The organism is Actinomadura sp. ATCC 39365 (assembly GCF_054392275.1).
The window spans coordinates 2,942,586-2,966,136 of sequence record NZ_CP184335.1 but is presented as its reverse complement, the minus strand read 5'-3'; the positions used below and the strand labels follow the sequence as shown (position 1 = coordinate 2,966,136).

Here is a 23,551-nt window from a genome sequence, read left to right as displayed (position 1 = left end):
GAGCACCCGGTGCTGGCCGACCTGGCCGCCGCGCTCCCCGCCCGGCCGCCGCCGCGCGCGTGCGGCGCGCGCCGGCGGACGGGCCGGTGCCGCTGTCCGGCGTGCAGGCCAGGCTGTGGTTCCTGGCGCAGCTCGAACCGGACAGCAGCGCCTACAACGTGCCGGTGGCGCTGCGGCTGCGCGGCCCGCTGCGCTCGGAGGCGCTCCTGGACGCGGTACGCGACCTGGCCGGACGGCACCACGTGCTGCGCGGCGTGGTCGACGACTCCGGCCCCGAGCCGGTCATGGTGGTGCGGGACGCCGCTGAGGTGCCCGTCTCCACCGCGCGCGTGGACCGGTCCGAGGTCGAGGACGTGCTGGCCGGGCACCTGGCGACGCCGTTCGCGCTGGACCGCGAGCCGCCGATGCGGGCGGTGCTGCTCGCCGTCGGCGAACCTGGGGACGACGACGAGCACGTGCTCTCGCTCACCTTCCACCACATCGCCACCGACGCCTGGACGCGCGGGCTGCTGCTGTCGGAGCTGTCCGGCCTGTACGCCGCCCGCCTCGGCCTGCGCCCGCCGCTCGACCCGCCCCCGGCGCAGTACGCCGAGGTGTCGCCGGTCCCCGACCCGGCCGACCTGGACTGGTGGGCCGGGCACCTGGACGGCCTGCCGCCGGTGCTCGACCTGCCCACCGACCGGCCGCGCCCCGCGGTGCCCGACCCGGGCGGAGCCGCGCTCGACCTGGTACTCCCGGCGGAGCTGAGCGAGCGGGTCAGGGCGGTGGCCGCCGCCTACCGGTCCACGCCGTTCATCGTGCTGCTGGCCGGGTTGCAGGCGCTGCTGGCCCGGCTGTCGGCGAGCGCGGACATCGCGGTCGGCGTGCCGGTCTCCGGCCGCGACCACCCCGACACCGAAGGCGTGGTCGGCTGCTTCCTCAACACCGTGGTCGTGCGGACCGACGTGGGCGGCGACCCGACCGGGCGCGACCTGCTGGCCCGCGCGCGGGAGTCCGCCCTGGGCGCGCTCGCGCACGCGGGCACGCCGTTCGACCGGGTGGTGGACCGGCTGCGGCCGGAGCGGAACCTGGCGGCCACACCGCTGTTCCAGGTGATGCTCAACTACGTCCCCGGCGTGGCCGGGGCGGAGCTGCCCGGCCTGGAGGCGTCCGAGATCCACCTGCCGGAGCTGACCACCAAGTTCGACCTGAGCTGGCACGTCGTGGACGACGGGCCGGGCGCGCCGCTGCGCGGCGGGCTCGCCTACCGGACGGACCTGTTCGAACCGGGCACCGCGGCCAAGCTGACCCGCTGGTACGCCGCCCTGCTCGACGGGCTGCTCGCCGACCTGGACGCGCCGGTGGGCGCGGTGCCGCTGGAGCCGGTGACCGGCCCGGCGGTGGCCGGCGGACCGGCGCCCGAGCCGCCCGCCGGGGCGGTGCACCACCTGATCGAACGCTGGGTGGACGAGACTCCCGGCGCCCCGGCCGTGGTGGGCGCCGACCGTGCCCTGACCTACGCGGAGCTGGAGGCGGCCGCGAACCGGATCGCCCACTGGCTGCTGGCGGCAGGGGTGAGCGCCGACGAGCCGGTCGGCGTGCTGCTGGAGCCGGGCGCGGACCTGGCGTGCGCGTTGTTCGGCATCCAGAAATCGGGCGGCGGCTACCTGCCGATGGACCCGGCGTACCCGGCGGCGCGGATCGCCGCGATGCTGGAGGCCGCCGGGGTGCGCGCCGTGGTGACGGTGAGCGAGTTCGCGCCCCTGATCGGGGACGGCAGGCAGGTGCTGGCGCTGGACCGGCCGCCGTCCCTGCCGGACACCCGGCCCCGGGTCGAGGTGCTGCCGGAGCACCTGCACCACGTGATCTTCACGTCGGGGTCCACCGGCACGCCCAAGGCGGTGGCCGCCGAGCACCGTGGCGTCCTGAACTACCTGGGCGGCATGCTGCCGCGCATCGGCGTGCCCGGCGGGTCGTTCGCGGTGGTCTCCACGCCCGCCGCCGACTTCGGCCTGACCTGCGTGTTCGGCGCGCTGACCACCGGCGGGACGGTGCACCTGGTGCCGCGCGAGACCGCGATGGACCCGGCCGCGTTCGCCGGTTACCTGGCCGAGCACCGGGTGGACGTCGTCAAGTGCGTCCCGAGCCACCTGGAGCTGCTGGCCTCGGGCGGCGACCTGGCCGCCGTGCTGCCGCGCGCGCTGCTGATCCTGGCGGGCGAGGCGTGCCCGTGGGACCTGGTGGAGCGGGCCCGCGCGGCCCGGCCCGCGCTCAGGATCCAGAGCCACTACGGCCACACCGAGTCCACGATGATCTGCCTGGTGTGCGACACCGAGGAGATCCCCGCCGACCGGCGGACCGGCATCGTGCCGCTGGGCCGTCCGCTGCCCGGCGTGTACGGGCACCTGGTGGACGCCGAGCTCCGGCCGGTGCCGCCCGGCGTGCCCGGCGAGCTGGTGGTCGGCGGCCCCGGGGTCACCCGCGGCTACATCGGCCGGCCCGAGCTGACCGCCGAGCGGTTCGTCCCCGACCCGCTGACCGGGCAGGGACGCTGCTACCGCAGCGGCGACCTGCTGCGCGTCACCTCCGACGGGCGGATCGAGTTCCGCGGCCGGGTGGACGACCAGGTAAAGGTCCGCGGCTACCGCGTGGAGCTGGGCGAGGTCACCACCGCGCTGCGGGCGCTGCCACAGGTCGCCGAGGCCGTGGTGCTGCCCGTCGGGGAGGGCAAGGCCAGGCAGCTCGCCGCGTGGGTGACGCCCGCGACCGTGGAGGCCGCGGCCGTGCGCTCGGCGCTGCGTGAGCGGCTGCCCGACTACATGGTCCCGGCGCACGTCGTGGCCCTCGACCGGCTTCCGCTGAACCCGAACGGGAAGATCGACCGGGCCGCCCTGCCCGAGCCGGTGGCCGAGCAGGCCGCGTACGCGGCGCCCTCGACACCGAACGAGGAGCTGGTCGCCGGGGCCTTCGCCCGGGTGCTCGGCGTGGAGCGGGTCGGGGCGGGCGACGACTTCTTCGCCCTCGGCGGCGACTCGTTCGCCGCGGTGCGCGCGGTCAAGGAGATCGGCCGCGGGCTGCGGGTGATCGACCTGTTCACCCGGCCCGCCGTGGCCGAGCTGGCCGCGTACCTGGGCCGCGAGGACGGCGGCGGGCTGCTGCACCGCCTGGGCGGCGGCCGGACCGCCGAGTTCACGCTGGTGTGCGTGCCGTACGGCGGCGGGTCGGCGGCGGTGTACCAGCCGCTGGCCCAGGCGCTGGGCGACCGGGTGGAGGTGCTCTCCGCCGAGCTGCCCGGCCACGATCCCGCCCGCCCCGACGAGTTGCCGCTTCCGCTGGAGGAGCTGGTGGACGTGCTGGCCGCCGAGGTGGCGGCGACCGCGTCCGGCCCGGTCGCGATCTACGGCCACTGCGTGGGCTCCGCGCCCGCCGTCGCGCTGGCGCGGAAGCTGGAGGCGGACGGCGTGCCCGTGCTGGGCGTGATCGCCGCCGCCAGCTTCCCGGCCGCACGGCTGCCCGGAATGGTCAGGCGGCTGTTCGGCGGCGACCGCTGGGTGTCCGACCGGATGTTCCGCGACGCGCTGCGCGCCTCCGGCGGGCTGCTCGACGACATGGACGAGGCCGCCAAGCGCACCGCCGTACGCGCCATGCGGCACGACGCCGACCAGGCGCAGGAGTGGTTCGGCCAGGAGCTGGCCGGCGACGGCACGCCGCTGCGCGCCCCGATCCTGAGCCTGGTCGGGGAACGCGACCGCGCCACCGAGCTGCACGAGGAGCGCTACACCGAGTGGGCGGCGTTCGCGCCGCGGGTGGAGCGGGCCGTGCTGCCCAGGGCCGGCCACTACTTCCTGCGCCACCAGGCCGAACCGCTGGCCGCCGTCGTGCTGGCGCACCTGACCCGCTGGGCGGCCGGAACGCTGCCCGACCCGGTGCGCCCACCCGAACGCACCAAGCTGGGGTCCTTCTACACCGTCGCGGGCGGGCAGATCGTCTCGGCGCTGGGGACGGCGCTGAGCTCGTTCGCGCTCGGCGTGTGGGCCTACCAGCGCAGCGGCGAGATCCTGGATCTGGCGCTGGTCACGATGCTGGCGCAGATCCCGGCCGTGCTGCTCACCCCGCTGGGCGGCGCGCTGGCCGACCGGGTGGACCGGCGCAAGATCATGCTGGCCTGCGACGCGCTGTCCGGGCTGGCCATGGTGGCGCTGGTGCTGCTGCTGACCACCGATCGGCTGGAGTTCTGGAACGTCTGCCTCATCGTGGGCGTGACCTCGGTCGTGTCGGCGTTCCAGCAGCCCGCCTGGCTGGCGGCGATCGCGCAGCTGGTGCCCAAACCGTACCTGCCGCAGGCGAACGCGCTGGCCAACGTGGGCTTCGGCGCGGGCAACGTGGTCGCGCCACTCGCGGGCGGCGCGCTGATCGGCCTGTTCGGGCTGTCGGCGGTGGTGGCCGTGGACGTGGCCACGTTCGCGGTCGGCGTGCTGACGCTGCTGCTGGTGCGCTTCCCCGACCGGCTGTTCCACCGGCGCGAGGAGACGTTCATGGCGGCGCTCACCGGCGGGTGGCGCTTCCTGCGCCGGCGGCGTCCGCTGCTGGTGATGGCGCTCTACTTCGCGGTGGTGAACTTCTGCACCGCGCTGATGTGGGTGCTGGTCACCCCGGTCGTGCTGGCCATCGGCGACTCGGCGGACCTCGGCGCGGTGACCGCCGTCGGCGGCGTCGGCGCGGCCGTGGGCACCGGCGTGGTGCTGGTGTGGGGCGGCACCCGGCGGCGGGCCACCGGCATGATCGGCTTCGTCGTCGGGTCCGGGCTCGGCGTGGTGCTGATGGGCGTGTGGCCGGTCGTGTGGCTGGTCGCGGCCGGGTTGTTCGTCCGGCTGGCGTGCATGAGCATCGGCAACGCGCACTGGCTGTCGATCATCCAGGTCAAGGTGGGTCCGGAGCTGCAGGGGCGGGTGCTCGCGGTGAACATCATGATCGCCACGGCCATGCAGCCGATCGGCTTCCTCTCCGCCGGCCCGCTGGCGGACTGGGCCGGACGGTTCGCCGGCGGGCCCGGCGGGGGCGCGGGGTTGGTGCTGCTCGCCAGCGGCGTGTTCCTGGTGCTGTGGGGGCTGCTGGGGCTGCGGCACCGGCCGCTGCATCACCTGGAGGACCTCGTCCCCGACGCCGCCCCGCCCTCGGAGGCCGCGGCCGACCTGGACGCCATCCAGGAAAGGGTGCTGAGCGCATGAACGAGAGCACTGAACTGATGGACGACGGCGCCGGGCGCAAGGACGGCGGCGCTGGACATATGGACGGCGGCGCTGGGCGTCCGGGCGCGGCGGGGGTGGCGGGGGCGCGGCTTGTCGCCGCCGACGACGTCCGGGCGGCCGGTGAGCGCATCGCGCCGTACGTCCGGCGCACGCCGCTGCTGCGCCTGCCCGGCGAGCGGCTCTGGGTCAAACCGGAGAACCGGCAGCCCACTCGCTCGTTCAAGGTACGCGGCGCGGCCAACGCCGTGGGCCGGCTGGCCGGGCGCGGCGTCCGGCACGTGGTCGCGCAGTCGTCGGGCAACCACGCCCAGGCCATCGCCTACGCCGCAGCCGAACACGGGGTGCGGGCGACCGTCGTCCTGCCGGACACGGCGCCGGAGCTGAAGGTACGCGCCGCGCGCCGGCTCGGCGCCGAGGTGGTGATCGTCCCGCCCGCACTGCGGGAGGAGGCGTGCCTGGCGCTGGCCGACCGGTTCGGCGCGACGGTGATCGGCTCCGACGCGTTCGACGTCATCGCCGGGCACGGCAGCGCCGGGACCGAGATCTGCCTGGACCTGCCGGACGCGGGGGCCGTCCTGGTGCCCGTCTGCAACGGCGGGCTGCTGGCCGGGATCGCGGTGGCGGTCAAGGCCGCCGACCCGGCGATCCGGGTGATCGGCGTCGAGCCCGAGCTGGCCGCCGACGGGACGGCCAGCTTCCGCTCGGGCGCGCGTACGGCGTGGCCGGTGGAACTGACCTACCGCACCCGGGCCGACGGACTGCGCGCCCCGGTGCTGGGCGCCCTGGCCTGGGAGCACATCCACCGGTACGTGGACGACATGGTGACCGTGACCGAGGACGCCATCGACGCCGCCGCCGGCCTGCTCCAGCGGGAGCTGGGGGAACGCGCCGAACCCAGCGGCGCGGTGGCCACCGCCGCCTACCTCACCCACCAGGCGCACCTGCCGCCGGGGCCCGTCGTCGCGATCCTCTCCGGCGGCAACGTCGCGATCGGCACGGAGGCCGGTCAGGAGCCACTGGCACGCAGCACGTGATCACGCCCTTCCGCCGTCGCGCCCCCGCCTGACGCGGGTGCTCTCGACGGCCGGAGGCGCGTGACGGCTGTGGTGGCGGCGCCCGCGAGCGCCGCCACCACGCCCCACGTAAGTACTTCCTCTCCCGAGACTCCGCAGCGCCGTCACGTCATGCGGACGGCATCCGGCACCCCGGATAACCCCGCGAACCGGCCCTAACCGAGACGCTCCCGCCCCTTGTCCGTCAACGACGCCAGGTGCACTCCCACGCCGAAGCTGGTGAAGCCCGACCTGGCCGCCTTCGTGAACTCCGCCACCACCACGTCCGACGGAAAGTCCTTGACCAGGACGTCGTAGGCCGCGAATCCGTGGTCCCGGACGGCGGCGAGAACCATGTCCGTGGTCAGCTCGGGGTGTTCCACGATCTCCTCCAGCAGGTCGCCCTGCCTTCACAGTCGCACCCTTGCCGCCACCTGTCACCCGCAACGGCTCTTTCGGTCCCCGGGCCCAGCTCTCCGCGGCCGAGCGGGCGTTGGGGTACAGATACGGCAGATACTACGATCAGCGGCACATGCAGCCGGCCGAGCGTGAAGGTGTCCTGGTGATGGCGCGACGTCCCTCGTTCAGGGGCCAAGACCCGGGTCACGTCGTGCTCGGCGTCGCCCTCTTCGTCACGATCACGTTCCTCGGACAGGCAGTCACCGACTACGTCATCGACGGCTTTCTGACGGCGGCATACATGGCCGCGCGTGCCATTGTGCTCGTCACCGCGTGGCTCGTGGCTTCGCTGCTCGCCACCTGGCTTCATCGATCGCGCCAATGACCTTCATCAGGGAAGGCTCTCCCGGGCACGACCGCCGACTGGTCGCGGGAGCCTGAGGTGTACAAGGAGTTCGACTGGCTGGCCACGTACGGCCCGTTCTATGAGGTCTCGTGTGTGTCCTTCGCCCGATCCCTCACCCCTCGCGAAGCGCTGACCCGCCTCGGCGCGGGGCCCGACGACATCGAGCAAGTGACCTTCGACGGTCTCCAGGAACGAACGATGGAGTGCATCGACGTCGCCAACCTGCGCAGTGAAGGTGACTACGTGGGCGCACTTGAGACAGCGGGCTGGACGGTGCTCGTCCAACTCTGGACAGGATCAGTCGCTTTCAACCGCCTGCTGCCGAGTCTCTCCCGAGGGACGAAGGTCGTGTCGATCAACCGAAACCTCCACGCCCCCTTTCAGCGATCGTTCGCGTTGGCGAAGAAGCTCACCGGCGTCGCCTTCTCCCAGAGCATGCTGGACATGCGATTCCTCGCCGCCGTGATCAGAGACGAGTGATCACCCCCAGCCGCCCGCCTCGTCCGGCGACGTGGACAGCGACCGCCTCTACGGATTCGCCCCGCGTAACCGGGCGTGCAAGTTGTCGATGCGCCGGTACAGCACCTGGTGGTCGGGCGGTTGGGTGCTCTTCCACAACCGCACCTTCCTGTCGGCGCCCGCTGTGGCGAGCAGATGGCCGTGCGGGTGGAAGGCGATGGCCCGGACGGGACCGGTGTGGCCGTCAAGAGGCCGCCCCGCTGGTTCTCCGGAATCGAGATGCCACAACCGGACCAACCCGTCATCTCCGGCGCTGGCCACCAGGTCCGCCCCCGGGTGGAAGGCCACCGACCGGACCGGGCCGATGTGGCCGACGAAGGGGTCCGCCGTGGCACGTGCCGATGCGGGATCCCACAACCGTACCGTTTCGTCGTCGCCGCCGCTGGCCAGGATGTGCCCGTCCGGATGGAAGGCCACCGTCACGACCGCGCCGCTGTGACCCGCCAACGGCTCACTGACCGGCTGCCCGGACGTCGTGTTCCACAACCGGACCATGCCGTCGTCCCCGCCGTTGGCCAGCAGGTGCCCGTCGAGGTTGAAGGCGAGGGCCCAGCCGGCGCCGTCATAATCGGTCAGCGGACCCCTCAACGGCCTTCCCGTAGTGGTGTCCCACAACCTCACGGTCCCGTCTATGCCGCCGCTGGCCAGGATGCGTCCGTTCGGGTGAAAGGCCACCGACCAGACAGTGCCGGCATGGCCGTGCAACGGTTCCCCCACCGGTCGCAGCCCGTCGATCGTCCACAGGCGTACCGTCTTGTCGCTGCCGCCACTGGCCACCAGATCCCCATCGGGATGGAAGGCCACCGCCACGACGGCACCCGCATGGCCCAGCAGCGGCTCCCGCCACGGCCTCGCCGTCACCGTGTCCCACAGCCGCACGGTCCCGTCGCCGCCGCCGCTGGCCAGGATGCGTCCGTCCGGATGGAAGGCCACCGACCAGACGGCGCCGGAGTGACCTTCCGTCCTCGCCCCGTCCACCGGCCGGTACAGCTCATGCAGTGGCTCGGGGACCGCTCCTTGAGCGTCCTGGATCATGGACCCGATCTCGGGATCCGGCGGGCGACCGCGCTGCGAACGCATGTTGTGGGCGGCGATCCACAGAGCCTTGAACTCCATGACGTCGCCCTTCAACGCCTCCACCACGAGCTCCAGGTTGCCCCATCGAGGCAGGCTGACGCAGCGGATCACCCCGTGCGCGGTGGAGTGGCTCATCGCGCCCGTCTGCTTGGCCAGAGCCCGGCTGCTGGGCTCGCCCGCGTAGAGATGCAGGTCCCGCAGGCGTTCACGCAGAACGGCCAGGGGATCCTCCGGCAGGGGGGCTTGCGGAGACATGGTGATGTCAGGATTCCAGAATCCCGGAGAACGCAAACCCGCCCATGACGGATCTCTTCGCGTCGGCATCCGGGCCGGGCGCTGTCCGTTTCTGTCAGCCGATGTACGGGTTCATCGGATCACGTAAGACCTTGGCAGAGATCGTCAACGGCTCTTCGGCGCGCCACATCCTGATATCGCGCCCTCGGCAACGGCCGAGGTGATGCCGAACCCTCGAAGGGAAGCTCCATCATGATGCTGCCCCACCTCGCCGCACTGGTCGTGACGAGCGCCGCGCTGGTGACACTCCCCGCCATGATCTACATGTTCTCGGCCGACTCAGGCCGCCGCTCCCGAGCACTACGCCTGCTGCGCCTGCTGCTGCGCCGTTGACGCCGGTGGTGCGGGGCGGCCTCAGCGACGCCTATCTGCCGCACATGGCGGTGCCGAAGGCTTCGAAGATGTGGGCGTCGTTCTTCGGGGTGCCGGTCACGTAGAGGGTGACCGCGCGGCCCGAGCGGTCTCTGCCGCTGAGGACGCGGGTGCCGGGCAGGCCGCCGTCGTGCATCCAGGCCGGGCCGCAGGCGAACGGGTAGGAGTAGACGCCCAGGCCGTAGTCGGCCTTCGGCGGGTCGTTGGCGGGGACGGTCCGGGCGAGCATGGTCTTGATCGTGGAGGTGGGGAGGGACTGCCAGAAGCGATTCAGGTCGTCGGGGGTGGAGATCAGGCCGCCCGAGGCGCCGAAGAGGTAGCCGGGCTCCAGGGTCGTGTCGACCACCTTGCCCTGGCTCTTCGGGTCGAACGGGTTCACGCCGTAGGTGTGGGCGTGCCTGCCGCGGATGTCCAGCTCGTTCTGACGCGGCCAGTAGGTGTGCCGCAGGTTCTTCAGAACGCCCTGGCGGGTGGCCGTCCGGAAGTCCTTGCCGGTGACCTTCTGGATGAGCATGCCGGCCACCAGGTAGTTCGTGTTGGAGTAGGCCCACTTCTCGCCGGGTTCGCCGGTGGGCTCGGCGTCCAGGGCCAGGCGCAGGAAGTCGGCGTCGGTGCCGAGGCGGGCCGGATCGATCAGCATCAGGTACTCGGGCAGGCCGCTGGTGTGCGTCAGCAGTTGCCGCACGGTGATCGGCCTGCCGTCGAGCAGACCGGGCGCGTACCGCTCCGCCTGGGCGTCCAGATCGATCTTGCCCTGGTCCGCCAGGCGCGTCACGGTGGCCGCGACGACCGACTTGGTCACGCTGGCGATGCGGAAGTGCGCGTCCGCGCCGACCATCGGCCGGTCGGAGCCGCGTTCGGCGACGCCGGACGTCCACGTCCTGACCCGGCCGTCGGGCTCACGCACCGACACCAGCGCACCCGCCAACCCGTCCTGCCGGGTCAACCGGTCAACCTGCTGTTGCAGGGTGGGCGACGACGGCTTGGCGACGGCCAGCGCCGGGGACGCGGCGCCCAGCAGGACGACGGCGGCCGCAGCTGCGGCAAGATACTTACGCATGTTTCCGGCAACTCCCTTGGATGAGGTGATGTGCCCATCCTGTGGCTGCCGAGCGCCGGAATCGATCATGCCGCCCGGTCTCCGGATGGTGGGGACCGCCCTACCGGGCCCGGAACTTCCTGACCACGGCGCGAAGCCCGTCACGCACGTCCTGAACTGCGATCGAGCAAGGCGGACGGGTCGGCTGCTCACACCCGGGGACGACGACGAAGCGCCGGTCGTCGATGCCGATCAGCACCGGGCCGCACGGGCCTGATCGCCACGGGCCCGGACTGCCGCGCCCCCGCAAGCTCGGGCGGTCTGCGCCAAGGGCAACGGAGTTTCAGATAGTTTGCCCCGTGATGTTTTGTTCGATCAAGGAGGAAGACAGATGCCTGACAGGCTGACCCGACGCGATTTCGGCCGGACGATGGGCCTGGCCGGGCTCGGATTGGCCGGCGCCGGGCTCGTCGCCGGTCAGCCGGGCCGGGCACACGCCGCCGCCGCGACGTGGAGGACCACCGGCACCCTGCCGGCCGGGCTGGGCAGCTTCGACAGCACGATGAAGGCTTTCATGCAGGCCCGGAACCTGTCCTGCGGATCGCTCGCCGTCGCCCGCAAGGGCAAGCTCGTACTGGCCCGTGGCTACACGTGGACGACCAGCACCACCCTGAAGACCCAGCCGACCTCGCTGTTCCGGATCGCCAGCCTGAGCAAGCCCATCACCGGCGCGGCCATCCTCAAGCTGGTGCAGGACGGCAAGCTCAAGCTCACCGACCGGCTGCCCGACCTGCTCCCCCTGACGCCGCCGTCCGGCAAGACGGTGGATCCGCGGCTGAAGGACGTGACCGTCCTCAGGTTGCTGCAGCACCTGGGCGGCTGGGACTCCTCCATCACCGCCGATCCGATGTTCAGCGACCTGGCGATCTCCAGGGCGCTCGGCTCGGCGCTGCCCGTCCGCCAGGCCGACATCATGCGGTACGCCAGCGGCCTCGCCCTGGACCACGACCCCGGCAGCACCTACGCCTACGCCAACTACGACTACCTGCTGCTCGGCCGGATCATCGAGAAGGTCAGCGGCATGCCGTACGGCACGTACGTGCAGCAGAAGATCCTCGGGCCGCGCGGCATCACCCGGACGAGGCTCGGGCGCACGCTCAAGGCCAACGCCGTCGCCGGCGAGGTGCCGTACGCCTCGAAGTACACGGGAAAGACGGTGTTCGACGCCTCCGGCACCTCCGTACCGGCTCCGTACGGTTCGTTCAACCTGGAGAACATGGACGCGCACGGCGGCTGGCTGGGTACGGCGGTCGACCTGGTGCGCTTCGCCGGGATCTTCGACGCCGCAAGCTCAGTGCTCACCTCGACGTCGATCTCCCGGGCCTTCGCCCAGCCCGAGACCGGCGTCAACGGCGACGGCTGGTGGTACGGCTGCGGCTGGTCGGTCCGCAACGTCACCGGCGGCCGCAACACCTGGCACACCGGCAGCCTCCCCGGCACCTACACCATCCTGGTGCGCCGGTATGACGGGCTGACCTGGGCCGCCCTCTTCAACCAGCGCGACGACGCCTCCGGCCTGAACTACGCCGACATCGACCCGGCCCTCCACAAGGCCGCCAACGCGGTGACGACCTGGCCCACCGTAGACCTGTACGGCACCTACCTCTGACAAGAACGCACCGTTGACCGGCCCCGACACCTGAAGCCGTCGGGAGCGGAACCTTCGCCTGCTCGGACGGCGATCGGGTCCTCGGGGCCGGTAGAGACGAATGGGCGGCGATCAGAGCCGCCAAGCCGCACCCGCCACCGGCCGTGCCGCCCTTCGCCGTGCCACACCGCCCCGGCGAGCATGCCGACCGGCGCGTTGCAGGGGGCCGCGCCGCGGGTCGCTCGACTGCGCCTACCGCAACGTGCGGATCGCCGCCCACTACGTCCGTTGATCAGGGGATGTACACCTCGTAGTAGAAGCCCGGCAGGTAGGGGCCGCCTCCGCGGAACCAGTGGCAGTAGACGAGCCCGGTGTATTGGCCGTTCTGCGCCGCGTCCTCGTAGGCGAGGTCGCAGGCGGCCAGGGTCGAGTAGGGGCCCTGCAGGTACCAGTCCGGTGTCGGCCAGCCCGCACTGGCCACGGACGCACTGGTCTGGGTGGCAGCGGAAGCGGGTGTGGCACCAGCCAGGACGCCGACGCTCAGCGCCAGGGCGAGTGCAGCGGAAGGTAATCGGCGGATCTTCATCGCAGGAGACTCCTCACGCTCGGGAAGGAGAACACCTTCAGGTGAGCACCGGCCACGAGCAATCGTCAAGACCTGGCATCGACACCGCATCTCTTTGCCTCCCCAGTGCGCCGGACGCGAAGCCCATCCACGAGTTTCAGGACTTGCGAGAATCGGGTCGCCGCGCCAAAATCCAACCCTGAATCATCCGTCCACGTCATTACTCAGCGATGGCTTCACGTCCTCCCAATGGAATCCTCATCCGGGCGCGGCTGGTGTGGTTTGAATAGTCCGGCTGGATTCATGATTTGCGGCGGGCTCAAGCCGGGCGTCCACTTCCCGCCCGGAGGCCGCACGTGAGGCCCCGTGCGATGGCGTCTCCGAGTAGAAGGCGGACCAGAAGGGCGATCTCCACCGTTGCCGAGAGGCTTGTGATGAACAGAGTCACGTACCGTCGCCGACGCCACATACGCTCTCCTTCGATCCTCGCCGCGATCGTCATGTTCGCGCTTTCCGGCTGCAACCTGGCGCCGCGTGGTGATTCCGCGCCTCGCCCCTTGGCCATCGGGCGCACCGACGACGGCCGGTTCAGGTTCGTCGTGCCGCTCTGCGAGGGAGAGAACGTCCTCTCGTTCGAGGTGCAGGATCATCAGACCGAACGGCTCGTGTGGCGGGTTTCGCAGCCGACCCGATCGACAGAACGCGAAGGATCGATCACCTTGGGTGACGCGCAGGGGTTCACGACGGAAGAGTCGCCGTTGTTGTCGCCCCTGCCGTCCAATATCAGCGTTGACGTGCAGGTGACGAGCGGCGCCCCAATCGGGCAGGGTTTCCTGTTCGGTGCGGCGCCAACGGAAATGAGCGGCACGGATCTGGTGGCGGCCCCCAGTGGGGCGAAGATCTCGGAAAAAGAATTCCGGCAGAAGACAATTGCCGAGTATTGCTGACGACGGCAGAAGCAAGCAGGAGCAGGCGAGTGGCCATGAGGAGGCACCGCCGCTGAATCGGACCCACCCGACGCGACCGACCTCCGGCGGACCATCAGCGCCCAGTTGAACGCCAGACACACCCTGGAACCCGCGACGCTCGCCGGCAGGGGGGCGCCCGCGCCTACGGCGGGCCCACAGGCCGGTTCCTCCTCGCCACCACCGCGCCTGTCACCCCCGCGTCGAACAATCTGCGGGCATGGATTCCGCAAGACGCGCTGTCACCCCGGAAGTCCCGACCAGGCCGACCTACGCTGCCCGCATGGCTTTTGTTATCCCAGAGATCAAGGTCGGCCTGGCCGAGCTCGGTGGCGGGCCTGACGCCTGGTGCTCGAAGTGCGGCAAGCGTGCGACCCTGTACTGCGTCGATCCGGCGACCGGCAAGCCCACGTACGTCTGCACGGCCGACGCCGGTTCCGAGGTGGAGGCAATGCTGCTGCGCTCCCCCGACTAGGTGGATCACCACCGCGATGTCAGCCCTTCAAGCCTCCGCGCTGAAGGACGAGGTGTTCCTCGGCGCCATAGAACCGCGCCCGTGCCCACGAGTGTTCGCCCCCGGGCAACGGGCGCCCCATGCCGTCCGAGCGTCGCTCCCGCCGGACGACGGCGTTCGTCATGGACAAGCCTTCAGCCCCTCCCGTTCAGCCGGACGAGGCCTTGAGCCGCATGGGCCGGACGCTTACGCTCGCGCCATGCCCATGATCACCATGTTCTCCGTGTTCTCCGCGCTGCTGGTCGTTGTCGTGTTCGTCGCCAGGCGACGGCTGGCGGTGGTCACCGTGCGGGGGGAGAGCATGGTGCCGACGTTGCGGCCCGGTGACCGGTTGCTGGTGCTGCGCGGGAAGGTGGTCAGGCGCGGGCAGATCGTGGTGCTCGAGCCGATCGGGCCGGGGATGCGCTGGCGGGACGGGCCGCTGCCCGCGGTCGCGGCCGCCGACTGGGTGGTCAAGCGGGTCGCGGCGCTGCCGGGCGAGCCGGTCCCGCCGCAGTGCCCCGGGCTGCCCGCCACGGTGCCGCCCGGAAAGCTCGTGGTGCTGGGCGACGGGGAGGTCAGCGCGGACTCGCGGTTGTGGGGCCTTGTCCCGGCCGACCGGGTTCTGGGGGTCGTCCTACGCACCCTTGTTAGTACGTCTTAACAGCCGCATACTCCAATATGTCCGGACATTTCCTGACAACGGGGCTGGGATATGCGTCTGGTCTTTTCTGCCGCAGGACTGGCCGCGACCACCTTCACCATCTCCCCGCTGCACCACACCCTGTTCGCCGCCCTGTGCCTGCATCATCCCGGCTTCGCCGTACCCGGATCGCCGTGGCGGGACCTGGCGCGCAGGACGCCCGCCAGAGCCATGCCGTTCGTCCGACGTGTGCACCACGCGCCGCACAGCGTGTCCGGCTTCCTCTGGGCCGACCTGCCGCTGCCGCCCGGGGCGGGCACGCTCAACGACGAGCTCGACGTCCAGCCCGGTCTCGGTGACGTCGCCGACGCGCTGCGCGCCTTCTACGTCAGCTGCGTGGCCCCCGAGTGGGACGCGATACACCGCCGCCTGAGCGCGCACGTGAACCGCTACTCCGAGCTGATCTGCGTGCGGGGCTTCGGCCGTACGCTGCCCAGGCTCACCCCCAGGCTGAGCTGGTACGGCTGCGCCCTGCAGATCGACACCTCGGACCTGTGCCCGTCGCCGGTGGAGCTCGGCGACGGGGGCGTGGCGTTCTCGCCGCTGATGTGCGCCAGCCGCTGCTTCCTCGCCCTGTCGCCGCCCCGCGGCGACAGCAGGGCCGTCATCGCCTATCCGGTCAGCGACGAGGGCCCCCGGGGCCCCGGGTCGGTGGACGCCCTGGCCCAGGTCGTCGGCCAGGCTCGCGCCAGGGTCCTGCGCTCGATCGGCGGCGGATCGGCGACCGGCGAGCTGGCCAGGTCGCTGGCGGTGAGCGCCTCCACGGTGTCCGAGCACGTGACGGCGTTGCGGCTGGCCGGGCTCGTGAACACCTACCGCGAGGGCCGGGCGGTGCGGCACGTGCTCACCTCGCTGGGGCACGAACTCCTCGAATACAGTGCCTGATTTGTCGCATTTCGGTGGCGGTCCGAAAGGATTGCCCCTTTCCTGACTCGATGGTGATGATCAGGCGAATACAGCCCCTCTCACCCAGGAGGTCGGATGACTCGCACACTGAAGGCGTTGGGCGACCGGATGCTCGGCGCCCTGCTGCCCGCCAGCACCGCGGACGCCAGAGGGTGCCCCTACGAGTGCTGGTGCTACCACTGGCTCGACCACACCGCGTGGACCTGCGTGCGGCCGGACTGCACGACCTACGTGTCCTGCTACGAGTGCTGCTGACCCTCCACACCCCGCCCACGGCCCCTCCGCAGAGGGTCGTGGGCGGACCCACCCGTGAAGGAGTGCCATGCCGTACATAGAGCCGTACATAGAGCTGGGCTGCAGGGCCGTGCTCTGCCTGGTCTTCCTGGCCGCGCTGGCGGGCAAGGCCACCGGCTGGCGCGCCTTCGTGTCCTCCGTCCCCGGTCTGGCTCCCGGCCTGCCCGCCGCGCCGGTCGCGGTGGCCGTGCCAGCCGGCGAGAGCGCCGCCGTGGTGCTGCTCGTCCTGGGCGAGCGCGCGGGGTTCGTGCTGGCCGCCGTGTTGCTCGCGGCCTTCGCCGCCGCGATTCTGCTGGCCCTGCGCCGTGGCACCACCGCCACCTGCCGGTGCTTCGGCGTCGCCGCCGCTCCGCTGAGCCGCGTCCAGGTCGTGCGCAACCTGCTGCTGATCGCGGTGGCGGTCACCGGCTGGGTGATGCCGGGCGGGCACGTCGAGCTCGCCGGGGTGGCGCTGGCGCTGGTCGCCGCCGCGGTGCTCGCCGCCGTGCTGGTGCTCTTCGACGACCTCGCCGACCTTCTCCTGGAGAGGAACCTCTGATGCCGTACGTCATCGCAGCCCTGGTCATCGTGGGCGTCATGAGCGCGCTCAACCTGGTGCTGACGTTCGCGGTGATCCGCCGGGTGCGCCATGCCGAGCAGCACGCCGCGCCCTCGGGGCCGCCGTTGCTGCCGGTGGGCTCGACCGTCCCCGACGTGCGCGGGATCGGCCGGCCCGCGGTGATCGGCTTCTTCGACACCGAGTGCCAGGCCTGCCCCGGGCAACTGCCGCCGTTCCTCCAGCTCGTCGCCAATGCGGGCTACTCCCCCTCGCAGGTGCTTGCCGTCGTGTCCGGCCCCGGCGGGGAGAGCTACACGGACGCGCTGCGCGGCAGCGCCACCGTGATCGCCGAGCCCGCCAACGGGCCGGTCTGCCTGGCCTTCCCCAACGCCGCCTTCCCCGCCTTCTACCTGCTCGACGACTCCGGCCGGGTCCGGTCGCGCGCGGTCACCGTGGCCGGGCTCGGCGCCCCCGTCACCGCATGACAGACGAGGTCTCGCCCGGCGTGCTGCGGCTGGCCGGGCGGGCCGTGACGGTGTGGGGGCTGGCCTGGCGGGCCGCTCCGCTCGCCGCCGTCTGCTCGGTGCTCGCCGTCGTCGCCGGTGGCACGATGCCGGTGGCCGCCGCCTGGTGCACCAAGCTGATCCTGGACGGCCTGGCGGGCGGCCGTGCCGTACTGGCGCCCACGATCATGCTCGGCGCGGTCGGCCTGGTCGCCGCGCTGCTGCCGCATCTCACCGAATACACCGACGGACGGCTGCGCCGCGGCATGGACCTGCTGACCCGCGAACGCCTGTTCACCTCGGTCAACGCCTTCGTCGGCCTCGGCCCGTTCGAGAACCCCCGCTTCCGCGACCGGCTCAGACTGGCCGAGCAGGCCGGGACGGGCGCGGCCAACCTGATCCTGGCCCCCGGCCTGTCGCTGGTGCGCGGGCTGGTCACGCTGGCCGGGTTCGTCGCCGCGCTCATGGCACTGAGCCCGGTCATGACGGCGATCGTCCTGCTGTCCGCGCTGCCGTCGCTCGGGGTGCAGCTGTCGCTGAGCAGGCGCAAGGTGCGTCTCACCTGGCAGGTCAGCCCGGCGATGCGCCGCCAGATCTTCTACGCCGACCTGCTCACCGAGGTCGAGACGGCCAAGGAGGTGCGGCTGTTCGGGCTCGGCGCGTACCTGCGCGACCGTCTCCTCGGCGAGATCCGCGCGGTCAACCACCAGGAGCAGGCCCTGGAACGGCGCGCGCTGGCGGGACACGGGCTGCTGGCCCTGCTCGGCGCGGCGATCGGCGGCGCGGGACTGATCTGGGCGATCGCCGGCGGCCGTCTCGGCGTGGGCGACGTGGCCGTCTTCGCCGCCGCCGTCGCCGGGGTGCAGGGCGCGCTGTCGGGCGGGGTCACCCAGCTCGCCCGGCTGCACCAGGCGCTGCTGGTCTTCGGACACTACCGCGCCGTCGTCTCCGCCGCCCCGGACCTGCCCGTACGTCTCCCGCCCCGCCCGCTGCCCGCGCTCCGCTCCGGGATCGAGGTACGAGACGTCTGGTTCCGCTACGGCGAGGGGCGACCGTGGGTGTTGCGCGGAGTGGATCTCACCATCCCGCACGGCGCCTGCGTCGCGCTCGTGGGCCTCAACGGCGCCGGCAAGTCGACGCTGGTCAAACTGCTGTGCCGGTTCTACGACCCGTCGCGCGGAGCGGTCCGCTGGGACGGGACCGACCTGCGCGACGCCGACCCCGCCGAGCTGCGCTCCCGGCTGACCGCGGTCTTCCAGGACTACGTGGCCTACGACTTCAGCGCGGCGGAGAACATCTCGCTCGGCTCGCTCGGCGCCTCACCCGAGCAGGTCAGGGCGGCGGCGCGGCTGGCCGGGGTGGACGCGGCGCTGGACGCCCTGCCGCACGGCTACGACACGTTGCTGAGCAACCGCTTCCTCGACGCGGCCGAGACCTCCGGCGTCGTGCTGTCCGGCGGCCAGTGGCAGCGGCTCGCCGTGGCCAGAGCGTTGATCAGGGGCGAACGCGACCTGCTCATCCTGGACGAGCCGAGCGCCGGGCTCGACGCGGAGGCCGAGCACGCCATCCACCGCAGGTTGCGCGAACATCGGGCCGGCCGCACCAGCCTGCTGATCTCCCACCGGCTGAGCGCCGTCAAGGACGCCGACCTCATCGTGGTGCTGGCGGAGGGCAGAATCGCCGAACAGGGCACCCACACCGCACTGATGGCCGCAGGCGGCGAATACGCCCGCCTGTTCACCCTCCAGGCCAGCGGCTACACCGTCGAGATCGGCTGAAAGCACCGAACGCGGCGAAACGGGCTCCGATGTCGACACAGGTTCATGCGCAGGTTTCGGGCCAGCCCTGGTCGACCCCAGCAGGCCCGCGAACTGCCTGACCAGTCGCTTCGTGTCCGGCACTGCCGCTCTGACGGCCGACGGCGGCACCTCGTCAACCGGGAAGGTGTTGCTCCGCCGTCCGAAGGCCCCGTGGAAGCGGCCGCCCGACCGAGCGCATCGACAGGCCACCCTGCCCAAAGGGATGATCAGGGCGGAAATCGCCTCCGAGGGAACCGCCTCAGTCGAGACGGCCGAGGCTTGAGCCATCAGGGCCAACGCCAGAGGCCCGTCCATGACTCTGCGAATTCAGGTTATGTATGGCAATCTAAGCAGATCCGGGCGAAAAGTCCTGGGCAATCTGTTTGCTGGAGATCAGATGCATAGGACGTCAGGTGGCGATGGCGGACGCATCAAGTCGGCGAAGCCCGTAGCCGCAGGGCACGAGAACGAATCAGCTGACAATCCCTGTCCCAAAATGGCAGGTAGCTGAAATCGTGATCCTCACCTGGAACTCGGCCTCCCGCGCCTATCTCGGATCCGCGCGCCGACACATCGTGGACGACATCTGCACGGGCCCTTTCCTGTTCGCGATCGCTGACGGCCACAGGGGACGAGTTGCCGGCGACATTGCCAGCCGTCTCGTGATCGAAACCTTGCAGAAGTACGATCGCGAAACCGATCCAGCAGATTTGACAGCCGTTCTCGAGCACGCGATCGACGCCGCGAACGAATCCATTCAGCAGAAAGTCGAAGCTCAACCCGAACTGGCGGGCATGGGCGCCGATCTGGTGGCCATGGCGTGGTCCGGGACCACGGCGGCCTTGGCCAACACAGGCGATACACAGGCGTATGTCGCACGCCGAACCGACAGCGGAGCCCTTGAACTCATCTGGACGACCGAGAGTCGTGCCCACGGCACGGCCGAGGCCGACAGCGCGCCGAGTTCACCGGAGCACATCTCGGGCCTCCTCGATGGACGACCCCGGAAGCACGCCCCTGACCTGGTAACCCTCAGCCTGCACGCCGGCGACCGGATCTTGCTGTGCACCCGTGGACTCGGCGCGGCGGTTCCTCACACACTTCTGATGGACGTTCTGAGCGAACCCGGCGGATCGGCGGAAGTGGCTGATCGCCTCGAAGCCCTTGCCGTGGAGCACGGCGGTCCGGACAACATCACCCTGGTCGTCGTCGAATTCGTCGACTTCGAGTTGCACCGGGAGGAATACACGTTCATCGAATAGCCTCCGTCACCTGAACCGCTGACGCGCGACGCCGGAGCCGGCAGCGTCAGGCCCGGCACGGAAAGGCGGCCCCACGTGAAATTCGTGAGGCCGCCCCGGCTTGGAGCCTAATGACTCTCGTTATACCAGTAGCTGATCACCTTGCCGTCCTTGGTGATCCCTCCTTGCCCACCGGTGGGACTCGTCAACTTGATTCCCCGCGCCCCGTCGGCTTGATATTGTGCCGGCGTCTTGTTGAGCGGCTTGGCGTGGTTTGTCGTAGTGGTACTGAAAGCTGTCTTCGAGGGTCTTGTTCGGAGACAGCCAGACCGCAGTGAGTTCCCGGGGGCCTGGAATCCACGACGGTGAGGTGTTGTGCACCAATACCGATGCTGCGCCGGCAAGCACATAGTACGTATGGAAATCCGCGACAGTCAGGTTGTGGACACGCTGATGTGCGGTCCACTTCCTGATCCCCTGCACCTGGGCATACGTGCCGGCCGACATGCGAAGGAACATCCCCTGCTTGAGCTCCTCCGCACTCGACCAGGTCGCGATGCCCCTGATTGTTCATCCGAACGCTGCGTCCATCCGCGCGCAGGCCGATTTCAGGGGGCGTGGGGGCGACGAAGTTCTTGCCCTCATAAAATCATGGTCCAATATTCGCCTCGATAGTCGATTGTGCCATCCGACTCTCGGACTGATTCGATCCTGTCGAACCGAATCTCTATATCGAACTTCTTTTCCTCGGCTGGCTGATAGCCACAATGATGGCACCCCTGCTCTACGCCTTCGGCGAATACGTGCGATTCTCCCGGGAACCCTTCTCGACGCCCCTCGGTTTTCCAGGCAATGGTGGAGCCGATCTCATAGCGCGCCAGAAGCAGGGGGCCGTACATAAACTGAACCCACCAGTAGTCCTCGATGTCACATTGAGGACAGATGGTCTTACTCTCCGGCCGCACCAGATTGAACATCCCCATGAGATCGGCTCCCTCCTCTGGCTAGACTAATAGGGGCGATATTCTACAGGATAGCCTACTGCGCGTAAGGAGTTGGCGAACCTCCGATCGTAGGTGAGTATCGGTAGCCACCCTTCTTGAGCCGCCTCCGACAGGACCGCTGCATCCCCATCGTGCAGTACGCGAGCTTGCGGCTTCATGTCAGCACCTTTTTGCTGCCAACCCTTTCATGTCTTCCAGGTTTGCCAGCGTCGCCCCCATCCTGCCCTTGAACGTCTCCAGGAACTTGTTGAGCAGTGGACTTGTTTTTACCGGATCCTTTTCTGTGTATTCCCGTGCTACCTGTGGGACAACTACGGGCCGCCTGTTGGCAAGCCATGACGCGATCTCGGCCTGGCGTCCATTTTCCATTGCGGCAGCGATGATATTGGTGTCTACTACTACTTCCTGTTGGTCGTCCTGCTTTGTTTCAGTTTTCGGCCGTTCCTCACACCCCGCAGCGCCAGGGCTATCTCCACATGTCATCGTCAGGATGGTGAGCAGCGTTAGGCCGAAGCTGACCACCGAGCCGATGCCTCGCGCGACCGCTCCAACCGGTTTCGCACCGAGGGAGGTGGGAGACTTGGGTACGTATCCCGGGGGATAATATTGGAACGAACGGTCAGGTGAGCCCGAAGTAGAGCACGAACCATCAGCGCAGCGCGATGACGGAAGGTTCACATTCGTGTTTCGCGGCTTGGTACCTGCAGGATCGCACTCTGCACCGTAATTTCCGGCACATTGCGATCCGTCGTACTTGGGGTTGTGCCATGGACGCGGCTCGTGCCCATCAAGCTCAATTCCATTGATGGGGTTGCCGCCGGTGAAGGCGTAGCGGTTGGCGGTCCAGGGATCGAGGCCGAGGCTCAGGTCGTCGAGGGCGCCGTTGTGGGAGTCGAGGTTGAGGAAGCGGTTGAGGCCGGGGTTGTAGTCGCGGAACCCCATGTCGTACATGCCGGTGGAGTTGTCCCAGCGCTTGGCGTTGAAGCGGTAGGGGTTGTACTCCTCCTTGGCGGTGGGGTCAGCGGGGTCAGGTTTGTCGACGCCGGTGAAGAGTTTGTCGTCGTTCTTGCCGTAGGCGGTGTAGCCGTAGGTGGCGCGGGTGTCACCGGTTTCGCTGGTGATCTGTTCGACGTCGGTGTGCGGGTTGTAGCCGTAGTAGGAGGACTCCTCCGAACTGTCGGCCTTCACCTTTACCTGTGACAACCGCTCGCCCCAAGGCGAGTACTGGAAGGACTTGGTGAGCTTGCCGGCCACCTCTTCGTCCAGGACCTCGCCGGACAGGCCGAGGTAGGAGTAGGTGGTGGTCTTGGCGGAGGCGGTGCCTTCCTTCTCGGTCTTGGTGCTGGTGCGGTCGAGCGGGTCGTAGGTGTAGGTGGTGACGGTGTTGGTCGTGCCGTCGCTGCCGAGCTTCTCGTGTTTGGTGACGTGGTCGAAGCCGTCGTAGGTGTACTTCTCCCAGGTCTTGCCGCCGCCCTGGATGGTGCGCGGCCGGCCGTTAGGGTCGTAGGTGAAGGTGGTCTTCTTGCCGAGGACCTCCTCCTCCCAGCGTCACGAGACTCAGATGCCGCGCTGCCGTCGGTGGGCTGTGCTCTGAACCCGATCATCGGGCGCAGGGCGTCGAAGGATCCGAGGCGAGTCGGCGCGCACTTGTGGCATGGTCCGCGCAAGAACGAACGGTTCGAGGCACGCCGACAAGACTGACCCTGGGGAGCCCTTCACGATGACTCACATGCACCTTGAGCTGCATGAGCGCAATGTCGGCGGCTTCAGGTTACGATGCACGGACCCCTGCCCGGTGGATCACGACGAGCGCCGAACCATGCTGACGGCGTTGGACCGGCCGCGACAACGCTGCCTGACATAGTCGACGACGATGATCCCAGCGGTGTCGGCCGCCGGCCCTCGTGTTGGCGTGCTGTTCCTACGCATGGGGTGACCACGACCCTGGGCCTCCAGGGGCTGGTCACTGCGAGATCCCCCTTCGGCCGTCACGGTGACGCCAGGCGGCTGCAAACTCTCGAGCAGCTCCCACGCAGTTGACGTCATCCGGGACAGAGTCGCGGTCACATGTCGCCAGGCGAGACTGTTATCTGGAGCCGCTATTCGGACGGATTCTTCGCTCGCTCGATCCATGCTTTCATGATGTCGACGGCGAGCCAATGACCGCAGTCCTCCGCTTCGGCGAGAATGGTTTTCCCCCCGATGACCCTCAACGGATTCGCACCCCGCGCAAGAAGGTAGGCGGTGACGTTGACGCGCAGGGGGTCGCGGGTTTGAACATGACTGTCCCACTCGATGTCGATTGCGTGCCGGAGCAACGTCCAGCCGCTCTCGCACCCCTGCTCATCCTCAACGTCATGACCGGAATCGAGCAGTTCACGCAATCTCGGCAGGTCTTCCAATTCCACGGCGACATGAGCTGGAGAGTCGGTCAATGGAAAGCTCCTCAAGTATATTCACCCTGAATGAACAGAACAACGTTATTGTACACCCGTGCCACTCCAGG

General features: G+C 69.8%; 23 protein-coding genes. 15 read left to right on the top strand and 8 right to left on the bottom strand.

The window, feature by feature from the left end; translation table 11 throughout:
- Positions 1-86 precede the first annotated feature (86 nt).
- Both ACNF49_RS14870 and ACNF49_RS14865 read left to right on the top strand, forming a co-directional pair.
- Positions 87-5,207, top strand: coding sequence for a non-ribosomal peptide synthetase (locus ACNF49_RS14870; RefSeq protein ID WP_482944066.1), 5,121 nt, complete (start codon positions 87-89; stop codon positions 5,205-5,207).
- The gene (locus tag ACNF49_RS14865) at positions 5,204-6,262 is read left to right on the top strand and encodes a threonine ammonia-lyase (RefSeq protein ID WP_482944065.1); all 1,059 of its coding nucleotides are present in this window, start codon (positions 5,204-5,206) and stop codon (positions 6,260-6,262) included. The genes ACNF49_RS14870 and ACNF49_RS14865 overlap by 4 nt, the downstream gene beginning before the upstream one ends.
- 194 nt (positions 6,263-6,456) lie before the next feature.
- On the opposite strand, the gene ACNF49_RS14860 is transcribed toward ACNF49_RS14865, so the two are convergent.
- Positions 6,457-6,663, bottom strand: a complete 207-nt coding sequence (locus ACNF49_RS14860) for a hypothetical protein (RefSeq protein ID WP_357972643.1) — start codon at positions 6,661-6,663, stop codon at positions 6,457-6,459.
- 149 nt (positions 6,664-6,812) lie between these two features.
- On the opposite strand from ACNF49_RS14860, the gene ACNF49_RS14855 reads away from it, so the two are divergent.
- Together ACNF49_RS14855 and ACNF49_RS14850 are read left to right on the top strand one after the other, a co-directional pair.
- Positions 6,813-7,064: a hypothetical protein gene (locus ACNF49_RS14855; protein ID WP_357972646.1), complete on the top strand. Its 252-nt coding sequence runs from the start codon at positions 6,813-6,815 to the stop codon at positions 7,062-7,064.
- A gap of 57 nt (positions 7,065-7,121) precedes the next feature.
- The gene (locus ACNF49_RS14850; RefSeq protein ID WP_482944064.1) at positions 7,122-7,565 is read left to right on the top strand and encodes a DUF6461 domain-containing protein; all 444 of its coding nucleotides are present in this window, start codon (positions 7,122-7,124) and stop codon (positions 7,563-7,565) included.
- A 48-nt stretch (positions 7,566-7,613) separates the two neighbouring features.
- Here ACNF49_RS14850 and ACNF49_RS14845 read toward each other — a convergent pair whose 3' ends face one another.
- On the bottom strand, positions 7,614-8,936 hold the full coding sequence (locus ACNF49_RS14845) for a WD40 repeat domain-containing protein (protein ID WP_482944063.1): 1,323 nt from the start codon (positions 8,934-8,936) through the stop codon (positions 7,614-7,616).
- 231 nt (positions 8,937-9,167) lie between these two features.
- Here ACNF49_RS14845 and ACNF49_RS14840 point away from each other — a divergent pair, with 231 nt between their 5' ends.
- Positions 9,168-9,308: a hypothetical protein gene (locus ACNF49_RS14840; protein WP_482944062.1), complete on the top strand. Its 141-nt coding sequence runs from the start codon at positions 9,168-9,170 to the stop codon at positions 9,306-9,308.
- A 31-nt stretch (positions 9,309-9,339) separates the two neighbouring features.
- Here the strand turns inward: ACNF49_RS14840 and ACNF49_RS14835 are convergent, their stop codons facing one another.
- Positions 9,340-10,407, bottom strand: a complete 1,068-nt coding sequence (locus ACNF49_RS14835; protein WP_482944061.1) for a serine hydrolase domain-containing protein — start codon at positions 10,405-10,407, stop codon at positions 9,340-9,342.
- A gap of 370 nt (positions 10,408-10,777) precedes the next feature.
- On the opposite strand from ACNF49_RS14835, the gene ACNF49_RS14830 reads away from it, so the two are divergent.
- Positions 10,778-12,055, top strand: a complete 1,278-nt coding sequence (locus ACNF49_RS14830) for a serine hydrolase domain-containing protein (RefSeq protein WP_482944060.1) — start codon at positions 10,778-10,780, stop codon at positions 12,053-12,055.
- A 271-nt stretch (positions 12,056-12,326) separates the two neighbouring features.
- On the opposite strand, the gene ACNF49_RS14825 is transcribed toward ACNF49_RS14830, so the two are convergent.
- Complete coding sequence (locus ACNF49_RS14825) at positions 12,327-12,515, bottom strand: hypothetical protein (RefSeq protein ID WP_357972664.1); 189 nt, start codon at positions 12,513-12,515, stop codon at positions 12,327-12,329.
- 518 nt (positions 12,516-13,033) lie between these two features.
- Here ACNF49_RS14825 and ACNF49_RS14820 point away from each other — a divergent pair.
- The 9 genes from ACNF49_RS14820 (at position 13,034) to ACNF49_RS14780 (ending at position 20,062) form a co-directional block, all read left to right on the top strand.
- Positions 13,034-13,546, top strand: coding sequence for a hypothetical protein (locus tag ACNF49_RS14820; protein ID WP_482944059.1), 513 nt, complete (start codon positions 13,034-13,036; stop codon positions 13,544-13,546).
- 301 nt (positions 13,547-13,847) lie between these two features.
- On the top strand, positions 13,848-14,039 hold the full coding sequence (locus tag ACNF49_RS14815) for a hypothetical protein (protein ID WP_357972669.1): 192 nt from the start codon (positions 13,848-13,850) through the stop codon (positions 14,037-14,039).
- 238 nt (positions 14,040-14,277) lie between these two features.
- Positions 14,278-14,721, top strand: a complete 444-nt coding sequence (locus ACNF49_RS14810) for a S26 family signal peptidase (RefSeq protein ID WP_482944058.1) — start codon at positions 14,278-14,280, stop codon at positions 14,719-14,721.
- Positions 14,722-14,772: 51 nt separating this feature from the next.
- Positions 14,773-15,645: an ArsR/SmtB family transcription factor gene (locus ACNF49_RS14805; protein ID WP_482944057.1), complete on the top strand. Its 873-nt coding sequence runs from the start codon at positions 14,773-14,775 to the stop codon at positions 15,643-15,645.
- A 96-nt stretch (positions 15,646-15,741) separates the two neighbouring features.
- A complete protein-coding gene (locus ACNF49_RS14800; RefSeq protein WP_125645566.1) occupies positions 15,742-15,921 on the top strand; it encodes a hypothetical protein in 180 nt (59 codons plus the stop codon).
- 67 nt (positions 15,922-15,988) lie between these two features.
- Complete coding sequence (locus tag ACNF49_RS14795) at positions 15,989-16,498, top strand: MauE/DoxX family redox-associated membrane protein (RefSeq protein WP_357972679.1); 510 nt, start codon at positions 15,989-15,991, stop codon at positions 16,496-16,498.
- A complete protein-coding gene (locus ACNF49_RS14790; protein ID WP_357972682.1) occupies positions 16,498-16,983 on the top strand; it encodes a hypothetical protein in 486 nt (161 codons plus the stop codon). Before ACNF49_RS14795 ends, ACNF49_RS14790 begins: the two co-directional genes overlap by 1 nt.
- A complete protein-coding gene (locus tag ACNF49_RS14785; RefSeq protein ID WP_482944056.1) occupies positions 16,980-18,779 on the top strand; it encodes an ABC transporter ATP-binding protein in 1,800 nt (599 codons plus the stop codon). Before ACNF49_RS14790 ends, ACNF49_RS14785 begins: the two co-directional genes overlap by 4 nt.
- A gap of 536 nt (positions 18,780-19,315) precedes the next feature.
- Positions 19,316-20,062 (top strand): PP2C family protein-serine/threonine phosphatase, encoded by a 747-nt coding sequence (locus tag ACNF49_RS14780; RefSeq protein ID WP_482944055.1) that lies wholly within the window; start codon positions 19,316-19,318, stop codon positions 20,060-20,062.
- 120 nt (positions 20,063-20,182) lie between these two features.
- On the opposite strand, the gene ACNF49_RS14775 is transcribed toward ACNF49_RS14780, so the two are convergent.
- The 4 genes from ACNF49_RS14775 to ACNF49_RS14760 form a co-directional block, all read right to left on the bottom strand.
- Entirely contained in the window at positions 20,183-20,599 is a 417-nt protein-coding gene (locus ACNF49_RS14775) for a polymorphic toxin-type HINT domain-containing protein (protein WP_498703817.1), read from the bottom strand.
- An 83-nt stretch (positions 20,600-20,682) separates the two neighbouring features.
- Positions 20,683-21,024 (bottom strand): hypothetical protein, encoded by a 342-nt coding sequence (locus tag ACNF49_RS14770; RefSeq protein ID WP_482944054.1) that lies wholly within the window; start codon positions 21,022-21,024, stop codon positions 20,683-20,685.
- A gap of 180 nt (positions 21,025-21,204) precedes the next feature.
- Complete coding sequence (locus tag ACNF49_RS14765; protein WP_482944053.1) at positions 21,205-22,299, bottom strand: RHS repeat domain-containing protein; 1,095 nt, start codon at positions 22,297-22,299, stop codon at positions 21,205-21,207.
- An 845-nt stretch (positions 22,300-23,144) separates the two neighbouring features.
- Positions 23,145-23,480, bottom strand: coding sequence for an ankyrin repeat domain-containing protein (locus ACNF49_RS14760; protein ID WP_357972691.1), 336 nt, complete (start codon positions 23,478-23,480; stop codon positions 23,145-23,147).
- Positions 23,481-23,551: the final 71 nt, after the last annotated feature.

Coding starts and splice junctions, on each gene's coding strand:
- ACNF49_RS14865 (WP_482944065.1), top strand. CDS start 5,204: ATGAACGAGAGCACTGAACTGATGGACGACGGCGCCGGGCGCAAGGAC.
- ACNF49_RS14855 (WP_357972646.1), top strand. CDS start 6,813: ATGCAGCCGGCCGAGCGTGAAGGTGTCCTGGTGATGGCGCGACGTCCC.
- ACNF49_RS14845 (WP_482944063.1), bottom strand. CDS start 8,936: ATGTCTCCGCAAGCCCCCCTGCCGGAGGATCCCCTGGCCGTTCTGCGT.
- ACNF49_RS14840 (WP_482944062.1), top strand. CDS start 9,168: ATGATGCTGCCCCACCTCGCCGCACTGGTCGTGACGAGCGCCGCGCTG.
- ACNF49_RS14835 (WP_482944061.1), bottom strand. CDS start 10,407: ATGCGTAAGTATCTTGCCGCAGCTGCGGCCGCCGTCGTCCTGCTGGGC.
- ACNF49_RS14830 (WP_482944060.1), top strand. CDS start 10,778: ATGCCTGACAGGCTGACCCGACGCGATTTCGGCCGGACGATGGGCCTG.
- ACNF49_RS14820 (WP_482944059.1), top strand. CDS start 13,034: ATGAACAGAGTCACGTACCGTCGCCGACGCCACATACGCTCTCCTTCG.
- ACNF49_RS14815 (WP_357972669.1), top strand. CDS start 13,848: ATGGCTTTTGTTATCCCAGAGATCAAGGTCGGCCTGGCCGAGCTCGGT.
- ACNF49_RS14810 (WP_482944058.1), top strand. CDS start 14,278: ATGCCCATGATCACCATGTTCTCCGTGTTCTCCGCGCTGCTGGTCGTT.
- ACNF49_RS14805 (WP_482944057.1), top strand. CDS start 14,773: ATGCGTCTGGTCTTTTCTGCCGCAGGACTGGCCGCGACCACCTTCACC.
- ACNF49_RS14800 (WP_125645566.1), top strand. CDS start 15,742: ATGACTCGCACACTGAAGGCGTTGGGCGACCGGATGCTCGGCGCCCTG.
- ACNF49_RS14795 (WP_357972679.1), top strand. CDS start 15,989: ATGCCGTACATAGAGCCGTACATAGAGCTGGGCTGCAGGGCCGTGCTC.
- ACNF49_RS14790 (WP_357972682.1), top strand. CDS start 16,498: ATGCCGTACGTCATCGCAGCCCTGGTCATCGTGGGCGTCATGAGCGCG.
- ACNF49_RS14785 (WP_482944056.1), top strand. CDS start 16,980: ATGACAGACGAGGTCTCGCCCGGCGTGCTGCGGCTGGCCGGGCGGGCC.
- ACNF49_RS14770 (WP_482944054.1), bottom strand. CDS start 21,024: ATGGGGATGTTCAATCTGGTGCGGCCGGAGAGTAAGACCATCTGTCCT.